The 21,274-nt window shown below is 64.0% G+C and carries 27 protein-coding genes and 1 tRNA gene; 13 read left to right on the plus strand and 15 right to left on the minus strand.

Annotation, left to right across the window (positions count from 1 at the left end; genetic code table 11):
* Positions 1-32: 32 nt before the first annotated feature.
* The 3 genes from AC5Y5W_RS18775 to sp36 are packed head-to-tail and all read right to left on the minus strand — an operon-like array spanning position 33 to position 1,424.
* A complete protein-coding gene (locus AC5Y5W_RS18775) occupies positions 33-851 on the minus strand; it encodes an MBL fold metallo-hydrolase (protein ID WP_500022440.1) in 819 nt (272 codons plus the stop codon).
* The gene (locus AC5Y5W_RS18780; protein WP_500022441.1) at positions 811-1,266 is read right to left on the minus strand and encodes a RidA family protein; all 456 of its coding nucleotides are present in this window, start codon (positions 1,264-1,266) and stop codon (positions 811-813) included. The genes AC5Y5W_RS18775 and AC5Y5W_RS18780 overlap by 41 nt, the downstream gene beginning before the upstream one ends.
* On the minus strand, positions 1,263-1,424 hold the full coding sequence (gene sp36, locus AC5Y5W_RS18785; protein WP_099539648.1) for a Sp36 family protein: 162 nt from the start codon (positions 1,422-1,424) through the stop codon (positions 1,263-1,265). Before sp36 ends, AC5Y5W_RS18780 begins: the two co-directional genes overlap by 4 nt.
* A gap of 47 nt (positions 1,425-1,471) precedes the next feature.
* Here sp36 and bagA point away from each other — a divergent pair, with 47 nt between their 5' ends.
* Positions 1,472-2,497: an ATPase BagA gene (gene bagA, locus AC5Y5W_RS18790; protein ID WP_500022442.1), complete on the plus strand. Its 1,026-nt coding sequence runs from the start codon at positions 1,472-1,474 to the stop codon at positions 2,495-2,497.
* Positions 2,494-3,627, plus strand: a complete 1,134-nt coding sequence (gene bagB, locus AC5Y5W_RS18795) for an ATPase BagB (protein ID WP_500022443.1) — start codon at positions 2,494-2,496, stop codon at positions 3,625-3,627. The genes bagA and bagB overlap by 4 nt, the downstream gene beginning before the upstream one ends.
* Before the next feature lie 43 nt (positions 3,628-3,670).
* Here bagB and AC5Y5W_RS18800 read toward each other — a convergent pair whose 3' ends face one another.
* Positions 3,671-4,024 carry a WhiB family transcriptional regulator gene (locus AC5Y5W_RS18800; protein ID WP_499891537.1) on the minus strand — a complete coding sequence of 118 codons (354 nt, stop codon included), beginning with the start codon at positions 4,022-4,024 and terminating at the stop codon, positions 3,671-3,673.
* 333 nt (positions 4,025-4,357) lie between these two features.
* On the opposite strand from AC5Y5W_RS18800, the gene ponA2 reads away from it, so the two are divergent.
* The 4 genes from ponA2 to AC5Y5W_RS18820 all read left to right on the plus strand — a co-directional run bounded on the left by ponA2 (position 4,358) and on the right by AC5Y5W_RS18820 (position 9,388).
* Positions 4,358-6,793, plus strand: a complete 2,436-nt coding sequence (gene ponA2, locus AC5Y5W_RS18805) for a transglycosylase/D,D-transpeptidase PonA2 (protein ID WP_500022444.1) — start codon at positions 4,358-4,360, stop codon at positions 6,791-6,793.
* Positions 6,794-6,891: 98 nt separating this feature from the next.
* The gene (locus AC5Y5W_RS18810; RefSeq protein WP_500022445.1) at positions 6,892-7,851 is read left to right on the plus strand and encodes a metallophosphoesterase; all 960 of its coding nucleotides are present in this window, start codon (positions 6,892-6,894) and stop codon (positions 7,849-7,851) included.
* The gene (gene cds1, locus AC5Y5W_RS18815; RefSeq protein ID WP_500022446.1) at positions 7,848-8,969 is read left to right on the plus strand and encodes an L-cysteine desulfhydrase Cds1; all 1,122 of its coding nucleotides are present in this window, start codon (positions 7,848-7,850) and stop codon (positions 8,967-8,969) included. Before AC5Y5W_RS18810 ends, cds1 begins: the two co-directional genes overlap by 4 nt.
* 345 nt (positions 8,970-9,314) lie before the next feature.
* A tRNA-Pro gene (locus tag AC5Y5W_RS18820) sits at positions 9,315-9,388 on the plus strand.
* A 97-nt stretch (positions 9,389-9,485) separates the two neighbouring features.
* On the opposite strand, the gene AC5Y5W_RS18825 is transcribed toward AC5Y5W_RS18820, so the two are convergent.
* Both AC5Y5W_RS18825 and AC5Y5W_RS18830 read right to left on the minus strand, forming a co-directional pair.
* A complete protein-coding gene (locus AC5Y5W_RS18825; protein ID WP_500022447.1) occupies positions 9,486-10,574 on the minus strand; it encodes a tyrosine-type recombinase/integrase in 1,089 nt (362 codons plus the stop codon).
* A gap of 100 nt (positions 10,575-10,674) precedes the next feature.
* Complete coding sequence (locus AC5Y5W_RS18830; protein WP_500022448.1) at positions 10,675-11,202, minus strand: helix-turn-helix domain-containing protein; 528 nt, start codon at positions 11,200-11,202, stop codon at positions 10,675-10,677.
* Between the two features lie 106 nt (positions 11,203-11,308).
* On the opposite strand from AC5Y5W_RS18830, the gene AC5Y5W_RS18835 reads away from it, so the two are divergent.
* From AC5Y5W_RS18835 to AC5Y5W_RS18865, 7 genes are all read left to right on the plus strand, one after another.
* Positions 11,309-11,542 (plus strand): helix-turn-helix transcriptional regulator, encoded by a 234-nt coding sequence (locus AC5Y5W_RS18835; RefSeq protein ID WP_500022449.1) that lies wholly within the window; start codon positions 11,309-11,311, stop codon positions 11,540-11,542.
* 1 nt (position 11,543) lies between these two features.
* Positions 11,544-11,876, plus strand: a complete 333-nt coding sequence (locus AC5Y5W_RS18840; protein WP_500022450.1) for a hypothetical protein — start codon at positions 11,544-11,546, stop codon at positions 11,874-11,876.
* A gap of 144 nt (positions 11,877-12,020) precedes the next feature.
* A complete protein-coding gene (locus tag AC5Y5W_RS18845) occupies positions 12,021-12,512 on the plus strand; it encodes a hypothetical protein (protein ID WP_500022451.1) in 492 nt (163 codons plus the stop codon).
* A gap of 99 nt (positions 12,513-12,611) precedes the next feature.
* Positions 12,612-12,833 (plus strand): hypothetical protein, encoded by a 222-nt coding sequence (locus AC5Y5W_RS18850; RefSeq protein WP_500022452.1) that lies wholly within the window; start codon positions 12,612-12,614, stop codon positions 12,831-12,833.
* Between the two features lie 86 nt (positions 12,834-12,919).
* Positions 12,920-13,204 carry a glutaredoxin domain-containing protein gene (locus tag AC5Y5W_RS18855; RefSeq protein WP_500022453.1) on the plus strand — a complete coding sequence of 95 codons (285 nt, stop codon included), beginning with the start codon at positions 12,920-12,922 and terminating at the stop codon, positions 13,202-13,204.
* Positions 13,201-13,650 carry a hypothetical protein gene (locus tag AC5Y5W_RS18860; protein ID WP_500022454.1) on the plus strand — a complete coding sequence of 150 codons (450 nt, stop codon included), beginning with the start codon at positions 13,201-13,203 and terminating at the stop codon, positions 13,648-13,650. Before AC5Y5W_RS18855 ends, AC5Y5W_RS18860 begins: the two co-directional genes overlap by 4 nt.
* Positions 13,647-13,979 carry a hypothetical protein gene (locus tag AC5Y5W_RS18865; protein ID WP_500022455.1) on the plus strand — a complete coding sequence of 111 codons (333 nt, stop codon included), beginning with the start codon at positions 13,647-13,649 and terminating at the stop codon, positions 13,977-13,979. Before AC5Y5W_RS18860 ends, AC5Y5W_RS18865 begins: the two co-directional genes overlap by 4 nt.
* 23 nt (positions 13,980-14,002) lie before the next feature.
* On the opposite strand, the gene AC5Y5W_RS18870 is transcribed toward AC5Y5W_RS18865, so the two are convergent.
* The 9 genes from AC5Y5W_RS18870 to AC5Y5W_RS18910 form a co-directional block, all read right to left on the minus strand.
* Complete coding sequence (locus tag AC5Y5W_RS18870) at positions 14,003-14,488, minus strand: hypothetical protein (protein ID WP_500022456.1); 486 nt, start codon at positions 14,486-14,488, stop codon at positions 14,003-14,005.
* A 9-nt stretch (positions 14,489-14,497) separates the two neighbouring features.
* The gene (locus AC5Y5W_RS18875) at positions 14,498-14,920 is read right to left on the minus strand and encodes a hypothetical protein (RefSeq protein WP_500022457.1); all 423 of its coding nucleotides are present in this window, start codon (positions 14,918-14,920) and stop codon (positions 14,498-14,500) included.
* On the minus strand, positions 14,917-15,699 hold the full coding sequence (locus AC5Y5W_RS18880) for a hypothetical protein (RefSeq protein ID WP_500022458.1): 783 nt from the start codon (positions 15,697-15,699) through the stop codon (positions 14,917-14,919). Before AC5Y5W_RS18880 ends, AC5Y5W_RS18875 begins: the two co-directional genes overlap by 4 nt.
* Entirely contained in the window at positions 15,699-17,951 is a 2,253-nt protein-coding gene (locus AC5Y5W_RS18885) for a type IV secretory system conjugative DNA transfer family protein (protein ID WP_500022459.1), read from the minus strand. Before AC5Y5W_RS18885 ends, AC5Y5W_RS18880 begins: the two co-directional genes overlap by 1 nt.
* A 2-nt stretch (positions 17,952-17,953) precedes the next feature.
* Entirely contained in the window at positions 17,954-18,355 is a 402-nt protein-coding gene (locus AC5Y5W_RS18890; RefSeq protein ID WP_500022460.1) for a GNAT family protein, read from the minus strand.
* A gap of 5 nt (positions 18,356-18,360) precedes the next feature.
* Positions 18,361-18,993 (minus strand): hypothetical protein, encoded by a 633-nt coding sequence (locus AC5Y5W_RS18895; RefSeq protein ID WP_500022461.1) that lies wholly within the window; start codon positions 18,991-18,993, stop codon positions 18,361-18,363.
* 136 nt (positions 18,994-19,129) lie between these two features.
* On the minus strand, positions 19,130-19,585 hold the full coding sequence (locus AC5Y5W_RS18900) for a hypothetical protein (protein ID WP_500022462.1): 456 nt from the start codon (positions 19,583-19,585) through the stop codon (positions 19,130-19,132).
* Positions 19,582-20,379, minus strand: coding sequence for a hypothetical protein (locus AC5Y5W_RS18905; RefSeq protein WP_500022463.1), 798 nt, complete (start codon positions 20,377-20,379; stop codon positions 19,582-19,584). The genes AC5Y5W_RS18900 and AC5Y5W_RS18905 overlap by 4 nt, the downstream gene beginning before the upstream one ends.
* Positions 20,376-20,696: a hypothetical protein gene (locus AC5Y5W_RS18910; protein ID WP_500022464.1), complete on the minus strand. Its 321-nt coding sequence runs from the start codon at positions 20,694-20,696 to the stop codon at positions 20,376-20,378. Before AC5Y5W_RS18910 ends, AC5Y5W_RS18905 begins: the two co-directional genes overlap by 4 nt.
* Between the last annotated feature and the right edge of the window lie 578 nt (positions 20,697-21,274).

Genomic DNA, 21,274 nt, shown 5'->3' on the forward strand with positions numbered 1-21,274 from the left:
ATCTCGACGGATTCACAGCCCTACCCGCAATCTCAACGCCGTAGATAGTCCAGCTGCGCCTGCACGGACCACTCGGCAACATCCCAGAGTTCCTGGTCGACGTCGACGTAGACGTGTTCGACGACCTGACGCAGCGTGGCGTCGTCGCCGAGATCGCGCAGCGCCGCGCGTATTTGCGCCAGTCGCTGCTCCCGGTGGGCGAGATACTCCTCGGCAACCGCCGCCAGGTCAGGCAGATCCGGCCCGTGGCCGGGTAGCACGGTGCGGGCGCCCAGGCCTTGTAGCCTCCGCAGCGAGTCGAGGTAGTCGGCCAGGTTGCCGTCTTCCTTGTCGATGACGGTGGTGCCGCGGCCCAGTACGGTGTCCGCGGTGAGCACCGCGTCCTCGAGGACAAACGACACCGAGTCGGCGGTGTGCCCCGGCGTTGCCAATACCTTGATCGTCACGCCGGCAGCCTCGATCACCTCGCCGTCGGTCAGGTGACCGCCGAGGCCGCGCAGGAATCCGCTGCCGACTGAGCGCACCGTGGCGCCGGTTGCCTCGACCAACTTGTCGATGCCGTCGGTGTGGTCGCCGTGCCGGTGGCTGATCAGGACCAGCGCAACCCGGCCGAGCTCCGCAACACGGCCGATGTGCTCGTCGTCGTCGGGTCCTGGATCGATGACCACCACCTCGTCGCTGCGCGGTCCGCGCAGCACCCAGGTGTTGGTGCCCTCCAACGTCATCTTGCCGGGGTTATCGGCCAACAGCACCGACGCGGTGTCGGTGACCGGCCGCAATTGTCCGTATGCAGGGTGGGTCAACAAGTCGCTACCCGACCTGCACCACCAACTCGACTTCCACCGGCGCATTCAACGGCAGCTCGGAGACCCCGACCGCCGACCGGGCGTGCGCGCCGCGGTCCTCGAACACGTCGCCAAGCAGATCCGACGCGCCGTTGACGACGCCGGGCTGGCCGTTGAACCCCGGCGCGGAGGCGACGAAGCCGACCACCTTGACGACCTGGGTCACCGAGTCGATACCCACCAGTGAATCCACCGCGGCCAACGCGTTGAGTGCGCATACCCGCGCCAGCGCCTTGCCCTCCTCCGGACTGACCTCCGCGCCGACCTTGCCGGTCTGTGTCAGCGTGCCGGCCTGCATCGGCAACTGGCCCGAGGTGTAGACCAGGTTGCCGGTGCGCACCGCCGGAACATAGGAGGCCAGCGGCTTCACTACGTCGGGCAGCTCGATACCCAACTGCCCGAGCCGGGCCGAAGCGCTCACTTCGGGCGTTTCAGGTATGCGACGTGTTGCTCACCGGTCGGTCCCGGGAGCACCGACACCAGCTCCCAGCCGTCGGCGCCCCACTGGTCCAGGATTTGTTTGGTGGCGTGCGTCAGCAGCGGGACGGTCGCGTACTCCCAGGCGGTCGGTTGGGTCATAGCCCGAGCTTATCGGTCAGGTGACAACGCCTGTTGGTTAGCATGCTTTGGTGGCGACCACACCGAGCGGCGGGACTTCCATCGGCTGGCCATCGCGCCTGGAGAAGGCCCGGCTGCATTTCGTGACCGGCAAAGGCGGCACCGGCAAGTCGACAATCGCCGCCGCGCTCGCGCTGACTCTGGCGTCCGGCGGGCGCAAGGTGCTGCTTGTCGAAGTCGAAGGGCGCCAAGGGATTGCGCAACTCTTCGATGTTCCTCCGCTGCCCTACAAGGAACTCAAGATCGCGACCGCCGAGCACGGCGGCCAGGTCAATGCGCTGGCGATAGATATCGAGGCGGCATTCCTGGAATACCTGGACATGTTCTACAACCTCGGGATCGCCGGACGGGCAATGCGACGCATCGGCGCCGTCGAGTTCGCGACGACGATCGCGCCGGGCCTGCGGGACGTGCTGCTGACCGGCAAGATCAAGGAGTCGGTGATCCGCATGAACAAGGGCACCAAGAACCCGGTTTATGACGCGATCGTCGTCGACGCACCGCCGACTGGTCGTATCGCGCGCTTCCTGGACGTCACCAAGGCGGTCTCCGATCTGGCCAAGGGCGGACCCGTGCACTCGCAGGCCGACGGCGTGGTCCGGCTGCTGCACTCCGACCAGACCGCGATCCACCTGGTGACGCTGCTGGAGGCGCTGCCGATGCAGGAAACGATGGAGGCGATAGACGAACTGCAGGAGCTGCAGCTGCCGATCGGCAGTGTGATCGTCAACCGAAACATCGCGGCCTACCTGCAGCCCGACGACCTGGCCAAAGCCGCCGAAGGCGACATCGACGCCGACGCCGTGCGATCCGGATTGGCCACGGCTGGAATCAATCTCAGCGACAGCGACTTCGCCGGCCTGCTGACGGAGACCATCCAACACGCCACCCGGATCACCGCCCGCGCCGCGGCCGCGGAGCAACTCGACGAGTTGCAGGTGCCGCGGCTGGAACTCCCGACGATCGCCGACGGCGTCGACCTCGGCAGTCTTTACGAGCTCTCCGAGACACTTGCCGAGCAAGGAGTTCGATGAGTACCACACCACCGACTTTGGATATGGCCACGATCTTGGCCGACACCGCCAACCGGGTGGTGGTGTGCTGCGGGGCCGGCGGGGTCGGCAAGACCACCACTGCCGCGGCGATGGCGCTGCGCGCCGCCGAGTACGGCCGCACGGTGGTGGTGCTGACCATCGACCCGGCCAAACGACTGGCGCAGGCGTTGGGGATCAATGATCTTGGCAACTCGCCGCAACGCGTACCGCTGGCGCCCGAGGTGCCCGGGCAGCTCTACGCGATGATGCTCGACATGCGCCGCACCTTCGACGAAATGGTGCTGCAGTACTCCGGACCCGAACGGGCGCAAGCGATTTTGGACAACCAGTTCTACCAGACAGTCGCTACTTCGCTCGCCGGCACCCAGGAGTACATGGCGATGGAAAAGCTCGGCCAGTTGTTGAGCCAGGACCGCTGGGACCTGGTCGTGGTCGACACCCCGCCGTCGCGCAATGCGTTGGACTTCTTGGACGCACCGAAACGGTTGGGCAGCTTCATGGATAGCCGACTGTGGCGGTTGCTGCTCGGCCCGGGGCGCGGTATCGGGCGATTGGTCACCGGTGCCGTCGGCCTGGCGATGAAGGCGCTGTCGACCGTCCTGGGCTCTCAGATGCTTTCCGATGCCGCGGGATTCGTGCAGTCGCTGGACGCCACCTTCGGTGGCTTCCGGGAGAAGGCGGACCGTACCTATGCGCTGCTGAAGCGGCGCGGCACCCAGTTCGTGGTGGTGTCGGCGGCCGAACCGGACGCGCTGCGCGAAGCGTCGTTCTTCGTCGATCGGCTGTCCGAGGAGCGCATGCCGCTGGCCGGCCTCATCTTGAACCGGACGCATCCGATGTTGTGTTCGTTGCCGGTGGAGCGGGCCATCGACGGCGCCGAGACACTCGAGAGCGCACCAGAGGGTAACGACGTTGCCCTCGCCACAGCGGTATTGCGCATCCATGCCGACCGCGCGTCGATCTCCAAGCGGGAAATCCGGTTGTTGTCACGATTTACCGGCGCCAACCCCCACGTTGCGATCGTCGGTGTGCCGTCACTGCCGTTCGACGTTTCGGATCTGGAGGCGCTGCGCGCCATCGCCGATCAGATGACGGCGGCAGCAAGCTGACGCGCTAGTTGGCGTCCAAAATCCGGACGTCCAATATCCGGACTTAGCCAGCGCTGCGATGCTTGCGTTGCGCAGCGAAGAAGTCGGCCCACGACACGACGTCCGGGTGCTGCTTGAGGAGCGCCCGCCGCTGGCGTTCGGTCATCCCACCCCAGACGCCGAACTCGACGCGGTTATCCAAGGCATCCGCGCCGCATTCCAGCATGACGGGACAGTGCCGACAGATCACTGCAGCTTTGCGCTGCGCGGCGCCGCGGACGAAAAGCTCGTCCGGGTCGGCGGCCCGGCACAGAGCCTTGGAAACCCAGGCGATCCGTGCCTCGGAATCCGCCCGATAGAGCGACGGTTGACTTGGTACCGTGCTCGTCCTGCGCGCCGTCGTCCGTGTATCCGCCACCAGCGTTCCCCTTCTCGCCGGCCGCCACGACGACGGCCCCCGCTCCTGATACAGATCGTCCTGCGACCTACGCCACACCAAGTCCGTCAGTGTTACCTGTATCTCACTGTCCGTATAAGTTAGGTGGTCAGGTACCAATTGCGCAACAGTCTGATACCGGCTTTTTTGGCACAAGTGTGCCGTCCGATCATGAAAAGCCGATTTGCGCTGGTCGACGGACCCTGAGGGACACCTGAGAGCGGCCTGATAGGGCGCTGAACTGTTACGCCGACGCAACTATTCGCATAGACCACTCCAGATGACACGCGTCGCGGCGCCGCTAGTCTAGTAGCCATGCCAGAGCCCGAGCGACCCCCGACCGCGATGACGGTCGCCAAGCTCGCAGGGTGCTGTCTGCTGGCCGGGGTCCTCGTCGCAGCACTACTATTTCCACTGGTCGGCGGGGTCGGATTGGCGTCCAATCGGGCGTCGGAGGTCGTTGCCAACGGGTCGGCCCAACTGCTCGAGGGAGACGTCCCCGCGGTGACCACGATGGTCGACGTCAAAGGCAACACGATCGCCTGGTTGTATTCGCAACGCCGCTTCGAAGTAACCAGCGACAAGATCGCCAACACCATGAAGCTGGCAATCGTCTCGATCGAGGACAAGCGGTTTGCCGAGCACAACGGCGTGGACTGGCAGGGCACGCTGACGGGGCTGGCCGGCTACGCATCGGGCGACCTCGACACTCGCGGCGGTTCGACGATCGAGCAACAGTATGTGAAGAACTATCAACTGCTGGTGGTCGCGCAGACCGATGCAGAGAAGCGCGCTGCCGTCGAGACGACGCCGGCGCGCAAGCTGCGCGAGATCAGGATGGCGCTCACGCTGGACAAGACCTTCACCAAGTCGGAGATCTTGACCCGCTATCTGAACCTGGTGTCCTTCGGGAACAACGCGTTCGGCGTGCAGGACGCCGCGCAAACCTATTTCGGGGTGAACGCCTCAGAGCTGAACTGGCAACAGGCTGCGCTGTTGGCCGGATTGGTGCAGTCCACCAGCACGCTCAATCCGTATACCAATCCCGATGGCGCGCTGGCCCGGCGGAACTTGGTGTTGGACACCATGATCGAGAACCTGCCCAAAGAAGCTGACGCGTTGCGCGCGGCCAAGGCAGAGCCGTTGGGAATCTTGCCGCAGCCCAACGAGTTACCGCGCGGCTGCATCGCCGCGGGCGATCGAGCGTTCTTCTGTGACTATGTGCAGGCGTATCTGGCCCGGGCCGGGATCAGCAAGGAACAGGTGGCCCGGGGCGGTTATCTGATCCGCACCACGCTGGACCCCGACGTGCAGGCCTCGGTCAAGCAGGGGATCGACGCGTCCGCCAGCCCGGACCTCAACGGAATCGCCAGCGTGATGAGCGTGGTCAAGCCGGGCAAAGACTCCCACCGCGTGCTGGCAATGGGCAGCAACCGCAGATACGGGCTGGACACCGACGCCGGGGAGACCATGCGGCCACAGCCCTTTTCTCTGGTCGGCGACGGCGCCGGGTCGATCTTCAAGGTCTTCACCACTGCTGCCGCGCTCGAAATGGGCATGGGCATCAACATGCAACTGGAGGTGCCGGGCAGCTTTCAGGCCAAGGGCATGGGCAGCGGCGGCGCCAAGGGCTGCCCCAAGGAAACCTGGTGCGTGGTCAACGCCGGCAACTACCGAGGTTCGATGAACGTGACCGACGCGCTGGCGACTTCGCCGAACACCGCGTTCGCCAAGCTGATCCAGCTGGTGGGGGTGCCGCGCACGGTGGATATGGCGGTCAAACTCGGGTTGCGTTCTTACGCTGATCCCGGAACCGCGCGCGACTACGACCCGGACAGCAACGAGAGCCTGGCCGATTTCATCAAGCGGCAGAACATCGGGTCGTTCACCCTGGGCCCGTTCGAGCTCAACGCGCTGGAGCTGTCGAATGTCGCGGCGACGCTCGCCTCCAGCGGCAAGTGGTGCCCGGCCAACCCGATCGACAAGCTGATCGACCGCGATGGCAACGAGGTCGCCGTCACCACCGAAGCCTGCGAGCAGGTGGTGCCCGAGGGCCTGGCCAATACGCTTGCCAATGCGTTGAGCAAGGACTCGCAGGCCGGCGGCACCGCGTCGGGATCGGCGGGCGCCGCGGGCTGGACTCTGCCGATGTCGGGCAAGACCGGCACCACCGAGGCGCACCGGTCGTCGGGCTTTTTGGGCTTCACCAACCAGTACGCGGCGGCCAACTACATCTACGACGACTCGACCTCGCCATCCGACCTGTGCTCGTCTCCGCTCCGTCGCTGCGGCGACGGCAACTTGTACGGCGGCAATGAGCCAGCCCGCACCTGGTTCACTGCGATGAAACCGATCGCCACCAATTTCGGCGACGTGAAGCTGCCGCCGACCGATCCGCGCTACGTCGACGGCGGCCCTGGCTCACGCGTTCCCAGCGTCGTGGGTCTGGACGTCGATGGGGCGCGACAGCGATTGAAGGAAGCCGGTTTCCAGGTCGCCGATCAACCCGCGTCGGTCAACAGCACGGCCAAGTACGGGGAGGTGGTCGGGACTTCGCCGAACGGCCAGACCATCCCGGGCGCCGTGGTCACTATCCAGACCAGTAACGGCGTCCCGCCGGCACCTCCGCCGCCACCCGAAGGTGCGCCGGTGCCGATCGGCTCACAAGTCATCGAGATCCCGGGATTGCCGCCGATCACCATTCCGCTGCTGGCGCCGCCGCCGGGCGAGCCACCGCCGCCGCCGCCGTAGCAGCGGGTCACCACTACGTGGCCGTGGTGGTCGCAAGCGCGGCGAAGCCGGGCGCAGCGGGTCACCACCAACTAGCCGAGCCGCAGTAGGCTTCCGACATGCCTGCTGCTTCGCCTCTCTTGAAAACCACAGGTGCTGTCGCGCTCGGATCGGCCGCCGCCGGGATCGGTTATGCCTCGCTCATCGAGCGCAACGCGTTCGTGCTGCGCGAGCTGACCATGCCGGTGTTGACGCCGGGCTCGTCGCCGCTGCGAGTGCTGCACATCAGCGATCTGCACATGCGGCCGAGCCAGCGCCGCAAGCAAGGGTGGCTGCGCGAGCTGGCCGCCTGGGAGCCTGACCTGGTCGTCAACACCGGCGACAACCTGGCCCACCCCAAAGCGGTGCCCGCGGTGGTGCAAAGCCTGGGCGATCTACTGAGCCTGCCCGGGGTGTTCGTCTTCGGCAGCAACGACTACTTCGGGCCGCGCCCGAAGAACCCGATGAACTATCTGACGAACCCGGGCCATCGCGTGCATGGTCAACCGCTGCCCTGGCAGGATCTGCGGGCGGCGTTCACCGAGCGGGGCTGGTTGGACCTCACCCACAACCGTCGCGAATTCGAGGTGGCGGGGCTGCATATCGCGGCGGCCGGCGTGGACGATCCGCACATCGGCCGCGACCGCTACGAGACGATTGCCGGTCCGGCCAGCCCGGCGGCCAACCTGCGGCTGGGCCTGACCCATTCGCCGGAGCCGCGCGTATTGGACCGCTTCGCCGCCGACGGCTACCAACTGGTGATGGCCGGCCACACCCACGGGGGGCAACTATGCCTGCCGTTCTACGGTGCGCTGGTGACCAATTCGGGTCTGGACCGGTCCCGCGCCAAGGGGGCGTCGCGCTGGGGCGCGAGCATGCGATTGCACGTCTCGGCCGGGATCGGTACGTCGCCGTTTGCGCCGGTGCGGTTCTGCTGCCGGCCCGAGGCAACCTTGCTGACGCTGATCGCGGCACCGACCGGTGGCCACAACTCGCATAGCGACCGAGGCAGGTCGCAGCCCAGCTATTCGGTGCGTTGAGCCAGCCGGCGCGGGTCGCGGCTCACAACCGACCACGCGGCTGGACCGACAATGCGATCCGGCTGATCGAGGCCGACGCGCGGCGCAGCGCCGATACTCACCTGCTGCGGTATCCCCTCCCGGCGGCGTGGTGCGACGACGCCGACGTCGCGCTGTATCTCAAGGACGAGACGACGCATATCACCGGCAGCCTCAAGCATCGGCTGGCGCGGTCGCTGTTCCTCTACGCCCTGTGCAATGGCTGGATCGGCGAGGACACCACGGTGGTGGAGGCATCCTCGGGATCGACAGCGGTGTCAGAGGCCTATTTCGCGGCGCTGCTGGGCCTACCGTTCGTCGCGGTCATGCCCGAATCGACCAGTGCGTCCAAAATTGCATTGATCGAATCACAAGGTGGGCGTTGCCATTTCGTGCAGCGATCAAGTCAGGTATACGCCGAGGCCGAACAGGTGGCCCGAGAGACCGGCGGGCACTATCTGGATCAATTCACCAACGCCGAGCGGGCTACCGACTGGCGCGGCAACAACAACATCGCCGAGTCGATTTATGTCCAGATGCGCGACGAGAAGCATCCGATTCCGGATTGGATCGTGGTCGGGGCGGGCACCGGCGGGACCAGCGCGACCATCGGGCGATACATCCGCTACCGGCGGCATGCCACCGGACTCTGTGTGGTCGACCCGGAGAACTCCGCGTTCTATCCGGCCTACGCCAACGACCACTACGACGTCGTCATCAGCGCGTCGTCGCGCATCGAAGGGATCGGCCGGCCGCGCGTCGAACCGTCGTTTTTGCCCGGAGTGGTCGACCGAATGGTATCGGTGCCCGATGCCGCATCGATTGCGGCGGCGCGCCATGCCAGCGCAGTACTGGGGCGACGGGTGGGCGCCTCGACCGGAACCAACTTGTGGGGGGCGTTCGGACTACTCGCCGAGATGGTCGCCGACGGCCGCTCCGGCTCAGTGGTCACGCTCCTGGCCGACAGCGGAGACCGCTACGCGGACACCTACTTCTGCGATGAATGGGTCAACAGCCAAGAACTCGATCCGACCGCATTCGCCGAGGTGCTGGCCGAGTTCGAACGCACCTGTCGTTGGGAGTCATCCCAGGCCTCTTGAGCCTCGTTCGCCGGAGCGGTCACCAGTAGCCACAACACGCCAAGGGCCAAGAGTCCGCCGAACACCACGGCGCCTAACACCGTCATGATTCTCTCGCTTCCGTTGGACCGAATTGCGCTGATTAGTTTGCTTAACGCTACTGACAGGAAGGCGTATTCCGCCGCATCCTGTGTGGCACGTCGCTTGCGAGTTCGCAATGTGACCTGCACATCACCAACCTGCGACATCCGTCCCGCGCTGTCGACCGCACCAGGGGCGGATCCTCCTCGGATACCCGTCGTTTGCCGCACTCAATCCACTTTGACGAGCGGCCGCGGCGGTGCGATACGCTGTCGTGGCTTCATGCGGGGTGTGGCGCAGCTTGGTAGCGTGCTTCGTTCGGGACGAAGAGGTCGTGGGTTCGAATCCCGCCACCCCGACATCGAGAAACCCGCTTTGACCTGGTTAAACAGGATAGGGCGGGTTTTCTCGTTGAGTGGCAGAGAAGCGCTGAGTGGCAGTGGAGTGGCAGGAGAATCAGTCGGCGGCGTTTCCGGTGCCATTAGCCGCTCGATTCATCGCCTCCACCTCACGGTCGAACGCTGCGGCAACCCCGTCCAGATCAGCAGGAAACAGGTCGCTGTAAGTGTCCAGGGTCAACGCCGCTGACTTGTGACCCAACATGGTCTGCACCGCCTTGACGTTCGCGTTGGCGGAGATGGCGAGTGACGCCGCCGTGTGCCTCAAGTCGTGCGGGGTTGCCTCGGGGAAATCGGCGTGCGGTGTCCCCTCGTCGTCCACCTGGCGCAGGGTCGAGATGGCGTCCTTCCAGGTTCGCTTCCGCCACGAGTTGAGCCGCAGCGTTCCACCCAAGGGTGCCTCGAACACCTGTTGGTCCCGTTTCTTGTCCACACACAGCAGCGACAGGTCATCGACCAGGAACTTGGGGAACGGGACTGACCTCCTCCTCTTCCCCTTGGTCGGCGTCCAGACCAGTTTTCCCTTCACCTCGGTCACCTGCTGGCGCACCTCAACGCGGCGGCGCAAGAAGTCGATGTCACGGACTTCGAGGGCGGCAGCTTCACCGAACCTCAAGCCCGTGTAGCACAAGAACAGCACCAAGATGCGATAGCGAGGGTCGATGGTGTCGGCAAGTTGCCAGACCTGCTCATGGGTGAGGTATGCCCGTGGACGGTGCTCACGCGGCGGCAACTTCACCCCGGACGCGGGATTCTCGACAATCCGCTTGTCCTCAACAGCCAGCGCGAGCACCAGGCGCAGCACCTCGACGGCGTTCTCAATGGTCGTCGGACCAGCACCGTCCTCGGTCATTTCCGTCACCCATGACCGCACCGCTGAGCGCCGCACATCGGACACCGCGACCTTGCGCCACTTCGGGGACACCCAAACGTCCCACGCCGACTCCCGTTTCGCCTGGGTCGAATCCGCCGCGTGCGCCTGCTGGGTCAGCCACTCCTCGTAGACCTGCTCGACGGTGAGCTTCCCCGATTTCGGGTTGACGTAACTGCCCGTTGTGAGCTTGTTCTTGGCGGCGTCGCGGTATGACTCCGCGTCCACCTTGCGCTCGAAGTACTCCCCCGACCTGTCACCGTCCAGTCCGACCACGACAACCCGCCAACGCTTCCCTATTCCATTGCGCGGCTTAGGAGTTCCATCCCTGCGTTTCCAGGTGTCCTCTATATGAGCGCCAGGTTTGCGCCGCTGCTCAGCCATCGCCATCGCCGCCCTTCGACGGGTAAATAGGCACGGACTCCGTGAGGTCGCCGAGCACCTGGCGCAGGACGGGCACCAGCTCGACGGGGACAGTCAACCCGTCAAAGTGTGGTTGGGAGGTTCGCAGCCAGCCAGCGAGGTCTTCGGCGTCATCTATTTGGTGGTCGTCCATCAGCGCCCCGAACTCCCCCGCCTGGACAGCTTCGACGGCATCCAGCACGGCGGAGCCGTACATCCGTAGAGCGTTGTACGCGGTGTCCCTTCTGGACGCGGCACGCTCCACCTGTTCTTCAGGTGTAACAGGGGTCACCTCGCGCAGCAGGTCATCCGTCCTGATACCCAGCACTTTGGCAATATCCCGCAGTTCCGTCGCGCGCACAGGACGGTTACCGAGTTCCATCCGCCCGTAAACGACCGCCGCTATGCCCAGCCGTTCAGCCATCTCTTGTTGTTGGAGTCCACGGGCTGTTCGACGGGCACGGATAACAGCGCCGAGAGCGCGGTCCTGGGGGTCTGCCATGCCGACACCATATCCAATCCGTACAGAACAGACAATCCGTACATCCTATGCTACTGTATGAATCGTACATCTCGACCGATACGTACATAGGGAGGAGAGTGCCACCGTGGCACGAAAGAAGACCGCCGTCGCCGTCGCGGCACCCGAGTACCTGACCTCGACTCAGGTCCGTGAGCGCCTGGGCGTATCGGCTCAGACCTTGAGCTACTGGCGCTCGAAGAACGTGGGACCAGTGAGCATCAAAGTCGGCTCATCGCTGCGCTACCCCACCGACCAGTTCGAGGCATGGCTGGCGCAGCAGGCGAAGCAGACAGCGCGGGGCGAGAAGGTGAGTGCCTGACATGACCACCAAGAACCCGACTATCGCCCAGCTCGTCGCCGAGATGGCTGCCGCCAAGAAGGCGGTCTGGCTCGCGGGCAAGGTCCGTGACGTACACGGACTTGACACCTTGAAGCTGAACCTGATGGTCGATGCGCAATGGCTGACCTACGCGAACGCCGAGTCGGGCGGCGGCAAGGCAGCCGAGCTGCGAAGCGCGGCGAACCGTGCAGGAATCGTCCTCAACGTCAACTGGATTCCTGGCACCAACAACCCCGCCGACGAGTGGACCGTCTCGGGCGGATACCTGAAGTGGCACGACCGTATCGACCACATCGAGGTGGTTCCCGCCTGACCACCGAAGACTTCCCGCCCGTGCCAATCACGGGTTCGGGAACAGGGGACGTGACAGCGGCGTCGCGGACCCAGTAACGAGAAAACCCGCCGTGCAGGGCGGGCTCTCGAACAACAACACAACAACCAGATTCAAGGAGTTTACATGAGCAACATCGAACCACTCGCCAGGTTGGCGAGTGTCGCCTCGTCGCTGAACGCTGCCCGCGCGTTCGCGCTGGTGCACGGCTACACCGGCGCAACCAACCTCCCAGTGTGGGCGGGCGCACGCTTGTGCGACAGCGACGCTGTGGCATCGCACATGCTGGCGCTGGGTGTACGAGGACTGCCGACCCCTGGACGGACTCGTGGACGCGCGGACAACCCGTTCTGGTACATCCACGAAGCGGTGGGCGGACGCAGGAACACCCCTATCCCAGTGACCGAGGCGGAAGCGCTGCGCATGATTCTGGCGCTCAACAACGCCGCTACCGACCATTGCCCTGCACCTGACCTGTTGGCGCTGACGGGCTGGAGTGCATTGAAGGCACAGGGCTACGACGTTCGGGCTGCCGTCCAGTCGCGCAGGGCGTCTACCTACCGCCTGTGGGATGTGCGGGAGAAGTTCCTGTGCCAGTCAATCCGAGTCGCGGCCTAATCGAACGGGTCGGGAACGGGGACGTGACAACGGTGTCATGGACCCCAATACGAGCACGTCAAACACGATGTGCCCCAGAGAATAATCAAGGAGAAAGACATGTTTATTGAAGACCTCATCGACACTGCCACATCTGAACAGGTGGAGACGTGGAACCGACAAGCGCCAGTCGTGCGGGCAGAAATCCTCACTACGGTCAAGGATGTCCTCAACGAAATGCTAGCCGAGCGCAACGCCCTGTACTTCGAGCAGACAGACGAGGGTGTTGCCGCGTTGACCGCAGTTCTGACAAAGGAACTGGGAGAGCGGCTGTTCGACTGAGTCTGGACGCCCGCGCGGTGCAGCCTCAGAAACCGCCGCGCGGGCTGTCCTACCAACAACCCCATCAACAACAGAAGGAGATTGTCATGACCACGTTAGCACCCGCCGTTGCGGAACACTATGCCGTGAACGGGAAACCCGCCGTAACCGTGTTCAGTAAGCCGAACTGCCCGCAGTGCACCTTCACCAAGCGGCACCTGGACAAGCATGGCATCAACGCCCGCATCATCGACGTGTCGGAGTCGCCCGATGCGGCGGAGTTCCTTAAGCGTGAGGGTTTTTCGATGTTGCCAGTAGTTTTCCCAGCCGACAACAACATCGCGCCGTGGGCGGGGTTCCGTCCCAGGCTGATTGAGGGGTTGGTGGCATGACCGTGCCGAGGAGTCGTGGCAAGACGAAAGCTCTGCTAGCTGCCGAGAAGAGGCTGGAGATGGCACTCGATGCCGGTGCATCAGCAGAAAACATCGCTATTCTGCGCCGCCGCGTCACGGAAGCGGGTGGCAACCCCAACAGCGTCGTCCCCGCCGATGCAGGGGATGTGACACAGGACTCCGACGAGCTGACTCCGTTCGCCGACTACGAACCCACTCACGTCGCAGCCGTCGTCGCTGGGGCTGAACCGAGGTGGGTCCACGGTTCGAACGGTGGCTGGTTCATCGCCGCGCGCTGGGACCAGGTGCTCGATGGGCTGGTGTGTCCCGTGCGCCGCGATGGCACTGGAGGCTGGGTGGGCATCGACTCGGTGATGGTGTCCGGTCAGGTATCAGGTCAGTGGGTGGCGGTACTCAAGCCCCTGCCAAAGGGTTTCGCCGCATGAACAACAACAGCCAGGAGAAAACTATGACCGATGTAGCGATGGTAGACAGCTCCATCGACGGTGGACACGGCGGGTTCAACCACGCCGCCGTCGCCCTGCTGACTGGGTATCCACCCAGTGAGGTGCGGCAGTGGATGGACCGAGGTCGGATGCCCGCTGAGGCTGCCCAAGCTGGGCGTAGGCGTGCAAAGGAGGCGATGGCGGCGGCTGGCGTGGAGCTGGACGGACTTTCGGCGCTCGTCTACTTCGCCATGCGGGAGGGTGCGGACCTTCAGCTCGACGGAGAGTGGCTCGTTCGCGGCGGGTGTTACGTCGGACCTGCTATATAGAGCCGCTGTCGCGCTGGATTAGGTCACCCGTGGCGTCGTACGTAGTCAGGTAGTGATAGCTGCTCTTTATTGGAGCCGCGCCACTTGGGCACCGCCCGCTGCACACGGTCCCATCCGAGCTGGTACAGGCGGTTGGCGTACGTCGGGAAGTCGGTGTTCGGGTTCATGTCCTGCTGCCAGAGCGGCAGCGCTTGTTCAGCGGTGCTGGACCACAGTGAGCGGCAAGCGTGTAGGTACGTTGGTAAATCCGTGCAGCAGAGCGCATCACGGCTCCACACTGTGCCCCACCTCTCAAAATCCTTCCAGTTGATTGAGCGCCAGTAGTAGTTAAAGTCGCGGTTGGCGTACGGGTCACGCTGCCAAGCGGTGTAAAGCTGCTGCTGGTACCTGTCCATGTTCCTCAGCGGTGTGCCCGATGCGGCGGGATGCTGGTGTTGTTGCCCGCTCGACGGACCCTCATAGCCCATCGCCGTGTCAATCGCTTTGAGTAGAAACTTCCCGAATCCCATTTTATCCTCCTAACTTTCGTGCTCGTTGTTCTTGCCCAGCCCGATGGCGGCAAGCTGTTCCATCTCTGTCCGTACCTGCTCCAGGTGAATCTGAACGTCCATCGGCAGGTCCAGCTCGGGTTCCAGTTCCAGCAGTGGCAGCAGTGCTCTGCGGTGTGCGAGCCGCATGTCGGCGGTGTTCACGCGGGAGGTGCCACCCCGTGGGTTGGGGATGTCGATGGTCTGGTGCTCGTGCAGGTCCAGGGCTCGGAGCTGACGGACGAACCCGCTGGCTGACACAGCGGCGGCTTGGTCCCAGCCCGCGTACAGCAGTCCGACCACGGCGTGTTCCAGGTCGTAGAACAGTTCCCAGTCCTTCGTCTGTGCCAGCGAAACACGGTCCTGTTCGTGGGAAACGTCCTGGTTCCGTACAGGGGCACTGTTCGCGTTCACGCTGCGTCCCCGTCCCTGTCGGCGTCCTTGTCCACCGCACGTAACAACGACTCGGGATGTGCGTTGAGTTCGTTCCATGCCGCGACGGTGCGCGGGGGCTTGCGTCTCGTGGGGAACACGACGGACTTGTTCTGCCTCGTGGTGGCTTCATCGTCGGCGTACCCCGACAGTACGTTCAAGCGGCGTTGTGTCACGGGAACATCCGTCTCTATACCCACCGCCATCGCCGCCGCCATCGCCAGCGCCACGGTGCTGCGACGGAACGGGTAGGTGTACTGGTTCCCGTTCTCGGAAACCCCATAGAGGGGTCGGATGCCCCATTGTTTCTCGACGGCTTGGTCCAGCACGGACAGGACACCGCGCCCGCGCCCGCCGTGCCCGCTGCCTTCCAGCCACACAAGCAAACTCGGCAGCGGGTACTCGCCTACGGGAATCCTCGCCTTATGCAGGCGGTCCAGCAGCAGGCTCCACACCATTGCGCGGCGGAACGCGGATGGGTCCACCTTCATGTCGTTCCAGATATTTTTGGCTGCCAGCACCAGCGTCGGGCGCACGGTGCCCTGGGTGGTGATTTTCTCGTGAGCACGCTTCGCCAAGTCAGCACTCCTATGCCATGTGCTGTAAGGGGTATGCGCCAACCCCTCGTCGGACGGCTCGGGGATGAACGCCCGCTTCGGGGTCGGGTCATCAGCGGTGACCAGCGCCAGGCTCACGCCGCGCGTCGTTACGTCCACGCCGAATACCAATGGCGTGGCTGGGGTTTTCGTGCTGGTGCTCATCAGAATTCTCCAATCGAGCCGTCGTCGTTAACCTTGTCCGCCAGCGGATTCGGCGAATCTTCACTGTCAATCAGTTCGTTGAGGCGGTCGCGGTCAGGGTTCGGCTTGTCGTACTTCTCTTCCCACAGCCGTCGCATGACCTCTTCCCGCTCCTCGGGTGTCATGCGCTGCGCCTCCTCCTTGGTGGGCATCCAATCGGGGGCGTCGCCAGCGTCCGCCGACTTGGGCTCGGCGGTTGGTGTGGGTGCGGGCGCTTGCTCGGTCGGTGAAACTCGCGGCGGAGATTCCACGTCCTCTTCTCCATGCGCCATGGCGGAACCCCGCCGTGTCGTCATGCTGACCTGCTCCCGCCCCAGCCATTCAGCCGTTCGGTGGTCATACCTCACCATGCTCGGGATTGGGTTACCGTCGCGGTCGTCCAGTGCGACGGTGGGAACTTTCATCAGTTCGGAAACCTTGGCGTCGGTCCACTCGGGTCCGCCAACCTTGATACCGATGCGGGGGTAAAGCCGCTGCATTTGCTCGGCGGCATCCCGCTGCTGCTCCCACACTGCGCGAACTTCTGTGGTGGGCGGGGACACCTCTGGCGGTGCCTCCGTTGCCAGGCTCGTGCTGCCTGGACTGTAGCTGTAGAAGCTCTGGAACTCGGTGATGCGGACGTTCGGCGGATGTGCCTTGTCCACGAAAAGCCCACGCCCACGGTCCTTGCGGGTGATGCGGGAGCCGACTCGCTTCGCCTCGTCCTTCAGGGTGTCGGGGATGAACTTGGTGTCTAGGGTCTTGTCCTCAATCTCGCCGAGGGACACGAGTAGCTGAAAGTTCCCCTGCCACTGATTCGGGATGTTCTCGACATACAAGTCCTGCGACGCCAGCACCAGGTGTGCCTTTAGCTCCCTACCCTTGCGGCTGATTGCGGCGATGGCGTTGAGCCACGGGTCCATCGCGGGCTTCTTGCCGTCCACGAACTCGAAGACATCGTTGCGCATCGACGCGAACTCATCCAACACCAGCAGAATGGGCTCGAAGTCGAACGGGTCGGGGTGACCATCCCGCTTACGCTTCTCCGCCACTGCCTGGCGGCGGACCATCTCGTCATGTACCTCAGCAACCAGCACGATGTGCTGCGCCGCTTCCGATGACCGCATGACCACGCCTGGTGTGTTCTCCAAGGCGGGGTAATCGGACAATTTGCCGTCGCCCAGGTAGACCCTGAACCCAGCCAGCCGTGCTGACTCGATGAGACCGCGTATCCAAACGCTCTTGCCCGACCCTGTACCACCAATGGCGAGAACGTGATACACCTCGCGGATGGATGGGGCGATGACGTTGCCACGCGCATCGACTCCCAGCAACCAACGGAAGTCGCGGTAGCGGCGCTTGGCTTCCTCGACGGACTCCACGGGTTCTGTGACTGGCGGAGCAACCGCCTTCGGGAAAGCGCTTGGTGCGTCATCGAAGTGCAGGACAATGGAACCGTCGTGCCCTGGAACAACTCTCAAGCGTGAGGCATCCACCCCACCCGCGCTGAACGCCGATTTGAGGGCATCCAGCCTCCTACCCGACGCCCACTCAGCGGCGGAGTCACCCGTGCGGTGCGCGAAGCGCAGCACCAGCCCATCCTGGTCAACGGTCACCTCGGAGAGAACGGGAACGGACACCACAATGATGGTCTGGTCCATGGGTCCGTATACGGTCTGACGAGTTTTCTTGTCCGTGTCCCGTGTGGTGATGCCTGCCGCGTGAAGGAGCTGCGCCATGAAGTCGCGGTCAGCCAAACGTGAAAGAATCGGGTAGCGCTTCTTGACTTCATCCACCGCCGCGTCCGCCGCCTTCGCCCACTCCCTGCCATCTGGTGTGCTCAGCAACGTGGGAGATGCTTTCTCGATGAGCGCCTTTTCCCGAACTGGTCGTTGCCCTCGTGTCAGGCGGACCAGTGGACCAGGTTCGGCGTTCTGCTCACCCCATCTGGTGATGGCGGGCGTACGCCAGTGCTTCACCACAAGGGTCTCGCCAGGACCACCTGCCCACTGCGTGATGGGCTGGGAGATGAGACGTTTCACCTCCACCATGAATGGCGCGGCGGCGTCCTTGGCTGCGGCGGCAATCTGCGCCTGCCCCTTCTCGCGGATGGCGGCGACATCGTTCGCCGTCTTCACCCGAACCTGCTGTGCGCCCTGGCGGTCCTTCAGCGCGGCTTGCGCGTTCTGGCGCTTGATTTGCTGGCGTTCCTTGGCTGAGTACTGATATCCCATCGCTATACCCACCTGTTCTGCATCGCTTCGACCCGCTGTTTGACCCGCGCAACCTCCGCCGCGCCCTCCTGCTGGGCTTGTGCGCGGGCAGCGTCAATCTGCTGCTGAATCTCCCAACGGGCTTCGTCAATCTGCCGCTGCTGGTCCATCAACGCCTGGTGATGCGCGCCGTGCTCGGGCACGCGGGAGACGCGGGCATTGCGCATCGCGGGGAGCACCCACTTGAACAAGATGAACACCCCCGCGCCGATTACGACCCACAGCAAGACCGTGCCCAGCAGGTTGCCCGCGCTGCTGCCCGAACTGCTTCCGAAGTCGCCCGACTTCATGCCGTCGAGCATCGACATGGCGATAGCCCACGCGAGGAACAACCCCGCTCCGATTCCGAGCCAGTTGCGTTTCATCGTTATCACCAGTCGTTCCAGTGGGCGGCGGTGGATGTACTGGGCGCGGCTGGGTTGGTCGATGTGAGAGTCGGCTCATCTGAGTGGGCTTGCCGTGCGGTGAGATTGCTGGTCACGCCCACCAGCTCTCGACGCACGATGTGCATATCCCACACAGCGGCGAGCAGGTTGCGAGACCACGCCTCCGACCCATCCGACCCTGCGGAGGCGGCGAGCGAATCGACGTGCGCGACGACCTGCCCAAGCTGTGCGCTCAGTTCATCTTCGCGGCGAATCAGCTCCTCGTCCGACAACCCCGCCAGTGCGGGGTTGAGCGGGACGACAGGTGGCTGGTCATCCACAAGTGCAATCAGTTCCTCATCTAGACGAAAAACCTCGGCTACAGCTTCCGCAGCAGCGTCTAGAGTCGGACGAATGCTCTTGACATGCTTGTACAAGCGCTTGCCGTCACGCCACGTCTGAAGGGGGTTGATAACCCAGCGATTCACCATCTCGTCCACTTCCTCTGTCTCGGCGATGAAGTGGTCCATGTCTCGAAGTACGACGGGGACCGACGCGGCGGCGGAGGCGAAGTTGCGCACATAGGCATCACGGCGGGAAATGGTGGGCAGGTCCAGCCCTGGATAGTGGTAGGTCATCGCTTACTCTCTCGCTTGATCGCAGTTGGTGTTAGAACTCGCGGCGGCACCTCGACTGAGCGCGGAGTGAAGTAGATTTCCTCTACCTCAAGCGGCGGCATGTGTTCACCGAAGTACGGGGACAGGGGCACAGTCATCACCAGTCATTCCATCCGTTGCTCTGGTTACTCTGTTGCTGCGGTTGTTCCTGCGATTCGAAGTCCTCGGGGTAGTCCACTACCTCGCCATGGTTCGCGGGTGTCTGCTTTCCCATCGGCTGCGCCTGAGCTGGACCCTCGGCGGAGTCCACCTGACGAGTTTGCTCGCGTGCTGCCTTGAACTGCTTCACAAACCCGTCCCAAGTCCCCTGCGCCTGCACGAACACGAACCCTGCGTAGGCGAAGGCAACTGCCGACATCGCGCCAAGCGTCTTCTTCACCATCTCGGCGGTGTGCGCGGTATCCGAGGTGACAGGAAGCCCGTCCGTGCCCTTGACCATGGTTGGTGCGCCGCCCAGGACTAGCGAGTAGGCGACGTTCGACGCGATGAACAGCACCACGCCCACCAAGGCGGCGCGCTGCCAGGGCTTTAGTTTCAGCAAATGCTTCCTCACCAGTCATCACCTCCGTCAGGTCGTTCCTGACCTTGGTTCTGGTCGCGCGAAGGTTCATCCGTGGCGGCGTCTGCTGGGGCATACGACCCGCCAGCGTCGGGATGCGCGGGCTCGTGGTTCTCACACCACTGCGGGGGCGTCGGTGCGGCGACGTGTGCAGGTGCTTCGTTCTTCCGTTTCCGCCATCTGGTGAACCCGAACACGCCAGCCCCGATAGCGCCGACAACGAGCGCCATGCCCATCAGGTCAGTCATGCGGCGGTGGTCGCGCTCGGCGGTGTATCCGCTTTCGTACTCCGCCTTGCGCGGGTCTTGTTGGCGGGTCGCGGTGACACCGCCAGTCGGCGCGGTTGCCATCGACGTGCGAGCCGCGTTCATCTCGCACGTGGAACGGGCAATGTGCGAGGTGGTGATGGCGAACTCCATTGAGCGCGACAACGCCTTGGGGTTCGTCCTGTACTTGTTGACCTCCGCTAGCACGTCGTCGGAGCGGTCGTCATACACGCACTGGTCGATGGCGCTGTCCACACCATCGCGGGTTGTCCCGTACAGGGCTTCGCAGATGAGACGCGCTTCGCCGCTCTGCCAGTTCTGCGCGGTCCACTTGCCCACGCAGCCGCCGTCCGCCCGCGCGATGCCGATGCCGACGCCGATGCCCAGACCGCCCAGCACGACGGCGGTGCCGAGGACAGCCGCCAGGCGGCGGGCACGGTGCGAGGTCGGGGCAACAGGCGGCGGCTGCGACGGGCGATAGGGCAGCGGCAGGGAATCCCGCAGGGGTGCACGGGTGGTCATGTCCTGCTCCCGTGTCGATGGTGGCGGATGACGGTCCAGACCAACACGGCGGCGGCGAGCAGCACCAGGGTGGTCAGCCCCGCCGATGCCCAGTCGAAGACCCATTGGGTGTGGGCGGGTGCCAGGTCGCCCAGAACGCCGTGGGCGTATTGAGCCCTTTCATTGAACGTGGGTTCGGGCTGGAATGGCTCGCACAGCTCGGGGGTGCAGCTCCCTGGCGGCAGGGACGTGCCATCGGTGGCGCAAGCGATGCTGGGCGCGAAGTCGCACCAGACACTCGGGTCGGGCACGGGTGTTGGTGTTGGTGTTGGCGACATCGTTCCGTCCTCCTGTTCAGGGGACGGATGCTGAATTCGGGAATCCATCCCTGCTTAATTGCCTTCTTATCTCCCCAATCGCCGCTGAGCAGAATGCGCTTGCGCGTTCTAAGCGGCGGCAGTTGAAGAACTTTTATAAATGTAGCATACGGTTGCAAATGTTGGGAAGCCCTGGCTTAGCAGAATTAGCAATGCGGGTGAAGCGGTCGGGAAAGTGAGTAATGGCAGCTCAGGGCGGTGCTGAATCAGCCGCTAGGTTGTCCGCGTCAGCGTGTCGCGGGATGAATAGGTTGACCTGTTAACGTCACGTTATCGCCATTCTGGCGGGTTCTTGACTTTCTCGGATGGGCGGCAGTCGATGAATTATTAAGTTGACATTATCGGTGTCTGGAATTCAGCGGTGAGCAGCCCGTATGCCGAAAACATGCCATTCACCAGCATTGATAGCGGATTCCGTATCAAGACCCGTATCGACGCCCGTGGCAACACCCGTAGCTGCGTCCGTAGCGTCCGCCGTTGCGGGGTTCGTAGCGCGGGTCGTAGCGACTGGCGACGTTTCGGCAGATGGTTAAAACGCC

It is taken from the genome of Mycobacterium sp. NGS51 (assembly GCF_059812525.1).

What these genes read in the sequence shown, in the direction of transcription:
- AC5Y5W_RS18775 (WP_500022440.1), bottom strand. Translation starts at nt 851, where the DNA reads ATGCGCCGGTGGAAGTCGAGTTGGTGGTGCAGGTCGGGTAGCGACTTG.
- sp36 (WP_099539648.1), bottom strand. Translation starts at nt 1,424, where the DNA reads ATGACCCAACCGACCGCCTGGGAGTACGCGACCGTCCCGCTGCTGACG.
- bagB (WP_500022443.1), top strand. Translation starts at nt 2,494, where the DNA reads ATGAGTACCACACCACCGACTTTGGATATGGCCACGATCTTGGCCGAC.
- ponA2 (WP_500022444.1), top strand. Translation starts at nt 4,358, where the DNA reads ATGCCAGAGCCCGAGCGACCCCCGACCGCGATGACGGTCGCCAAGCTC.
- AC5Y5W_RS18810 (WP_500022445.1), top strand. Translation starts at nt 6,892, where the DNA reads ATGCCTGCTGCTTCGCCTCTCTTGAAAACCACAGGTGCTGTCGCGCTC.
- AC5Y5W_RS18830 (WP_500022448.1), bottom strand. Translation starts at nt 11,202, where the DNA reads ATGGCAGACCCCCAGGACCGCGCTCTCGGCGCTGTTATCCGTGCCCGT.
- AC5Y5W_RS18840 (WP_500022450.1), top strand. Translation starts at nt 11,544, where the DNA reads ATGACCACCAAGAACCCGACTATCGCCCAGCTCGTCGCCGAGATGGCT.
- AC5Y5W_RS18845 (WP_500022451.1), top strand. Translation starts at nt 12,021, where the DNA reads ATGAGCAACATCGAACCACTCGCCAGGTTGGCGAGTGTCGCCTCGTCG.
- AC5Y5W_RS18850 (WP_500022452.1), top strand. Translation starts at nt 12,612, where the DNA reads ATGTTTATTGAAGACCTCATCGACACTGCCACATCTGAACAGGTGGAG.
- AC5Y5W_RS18855 (WP_500022453.1), top strand. Translation starts at nt 12,920, where the DNA reads ATGACCACGTTAGCACCCGCCGTTGCGGAACACTATGCCGTGAACGGG.
- AC5Y5W_RS18860 (WP_500022454.1), top strand. Translation starts at nt 13,201, where the DNA reads ATGACCGTGCCGAGGAGTCGTGGCAAGACGAAAGCTCTGCTAGCTGCC.
- AC5Y5W_RS18865 (WP_500022455.1), top strand. Translation starts at nt 13,647, where the DNA reads ATGAACAACAACAGCCAGGAGAAAACTATGACCGATGTAGCGATGGTA.
- AC5Y5W_RS18870 (WP_500022456.1), bottom strand. Translation starts at nt 14,488, where the DNA reads ATGGGATTCGGGAAGTTTCTACTCAAAGCGATTGACACGGCGATGGGC.
- AC5Y5W_RS18880 (WP_500022458.1), bottom strand. Translation starts at nt 15,699, where the DNA reads ATGAGCACCAGCACGAAAACCCCAGCCACGCCATTGGTATTCGGCGTG.
- AC5Y5W_RS18885 (WP_500022459.1), bottom strand. Translation starts at nt 17,951, where the DNA reads ATGGGATATCAGTACTCAGCCAAGGAACGCCAGCAAATCAAGCGCCAG.
- AC5Y5W_RS18890 (WP_500022460.1), bottom strand. Translation starts at nt 18,355, where the DNA reads ATGAAACGCAACTGGCTCGGAATCGGAGCGGGGTTGTTCCTCGCGTGG.
- AC5Y5W_RS18895 (WP_500022461.1), bottom strand. Translation starts at nt 18,993, where the DNA reads ATGACCTACCACTATCCAGGGCTGGACCTGCCCACCATTTCCCGCCGT.
- AC5Y5W_RS18905 (WP_500022463.1), bottom strand. Translation starts at nt 20,379, where the DNA reads ATGACCACCCGTGCACCCCTGCGGGATTCCCTGCCGCTGCCCTATCGC.
- AC5Y5W_RS18910 (WP_500022464.1), bottom strand. Translation starts at nt 20,696, where the DNA reads ATGTCGCCAACACCAACACCAACACCCGTGCCCGACCCGAGTGTCTGG.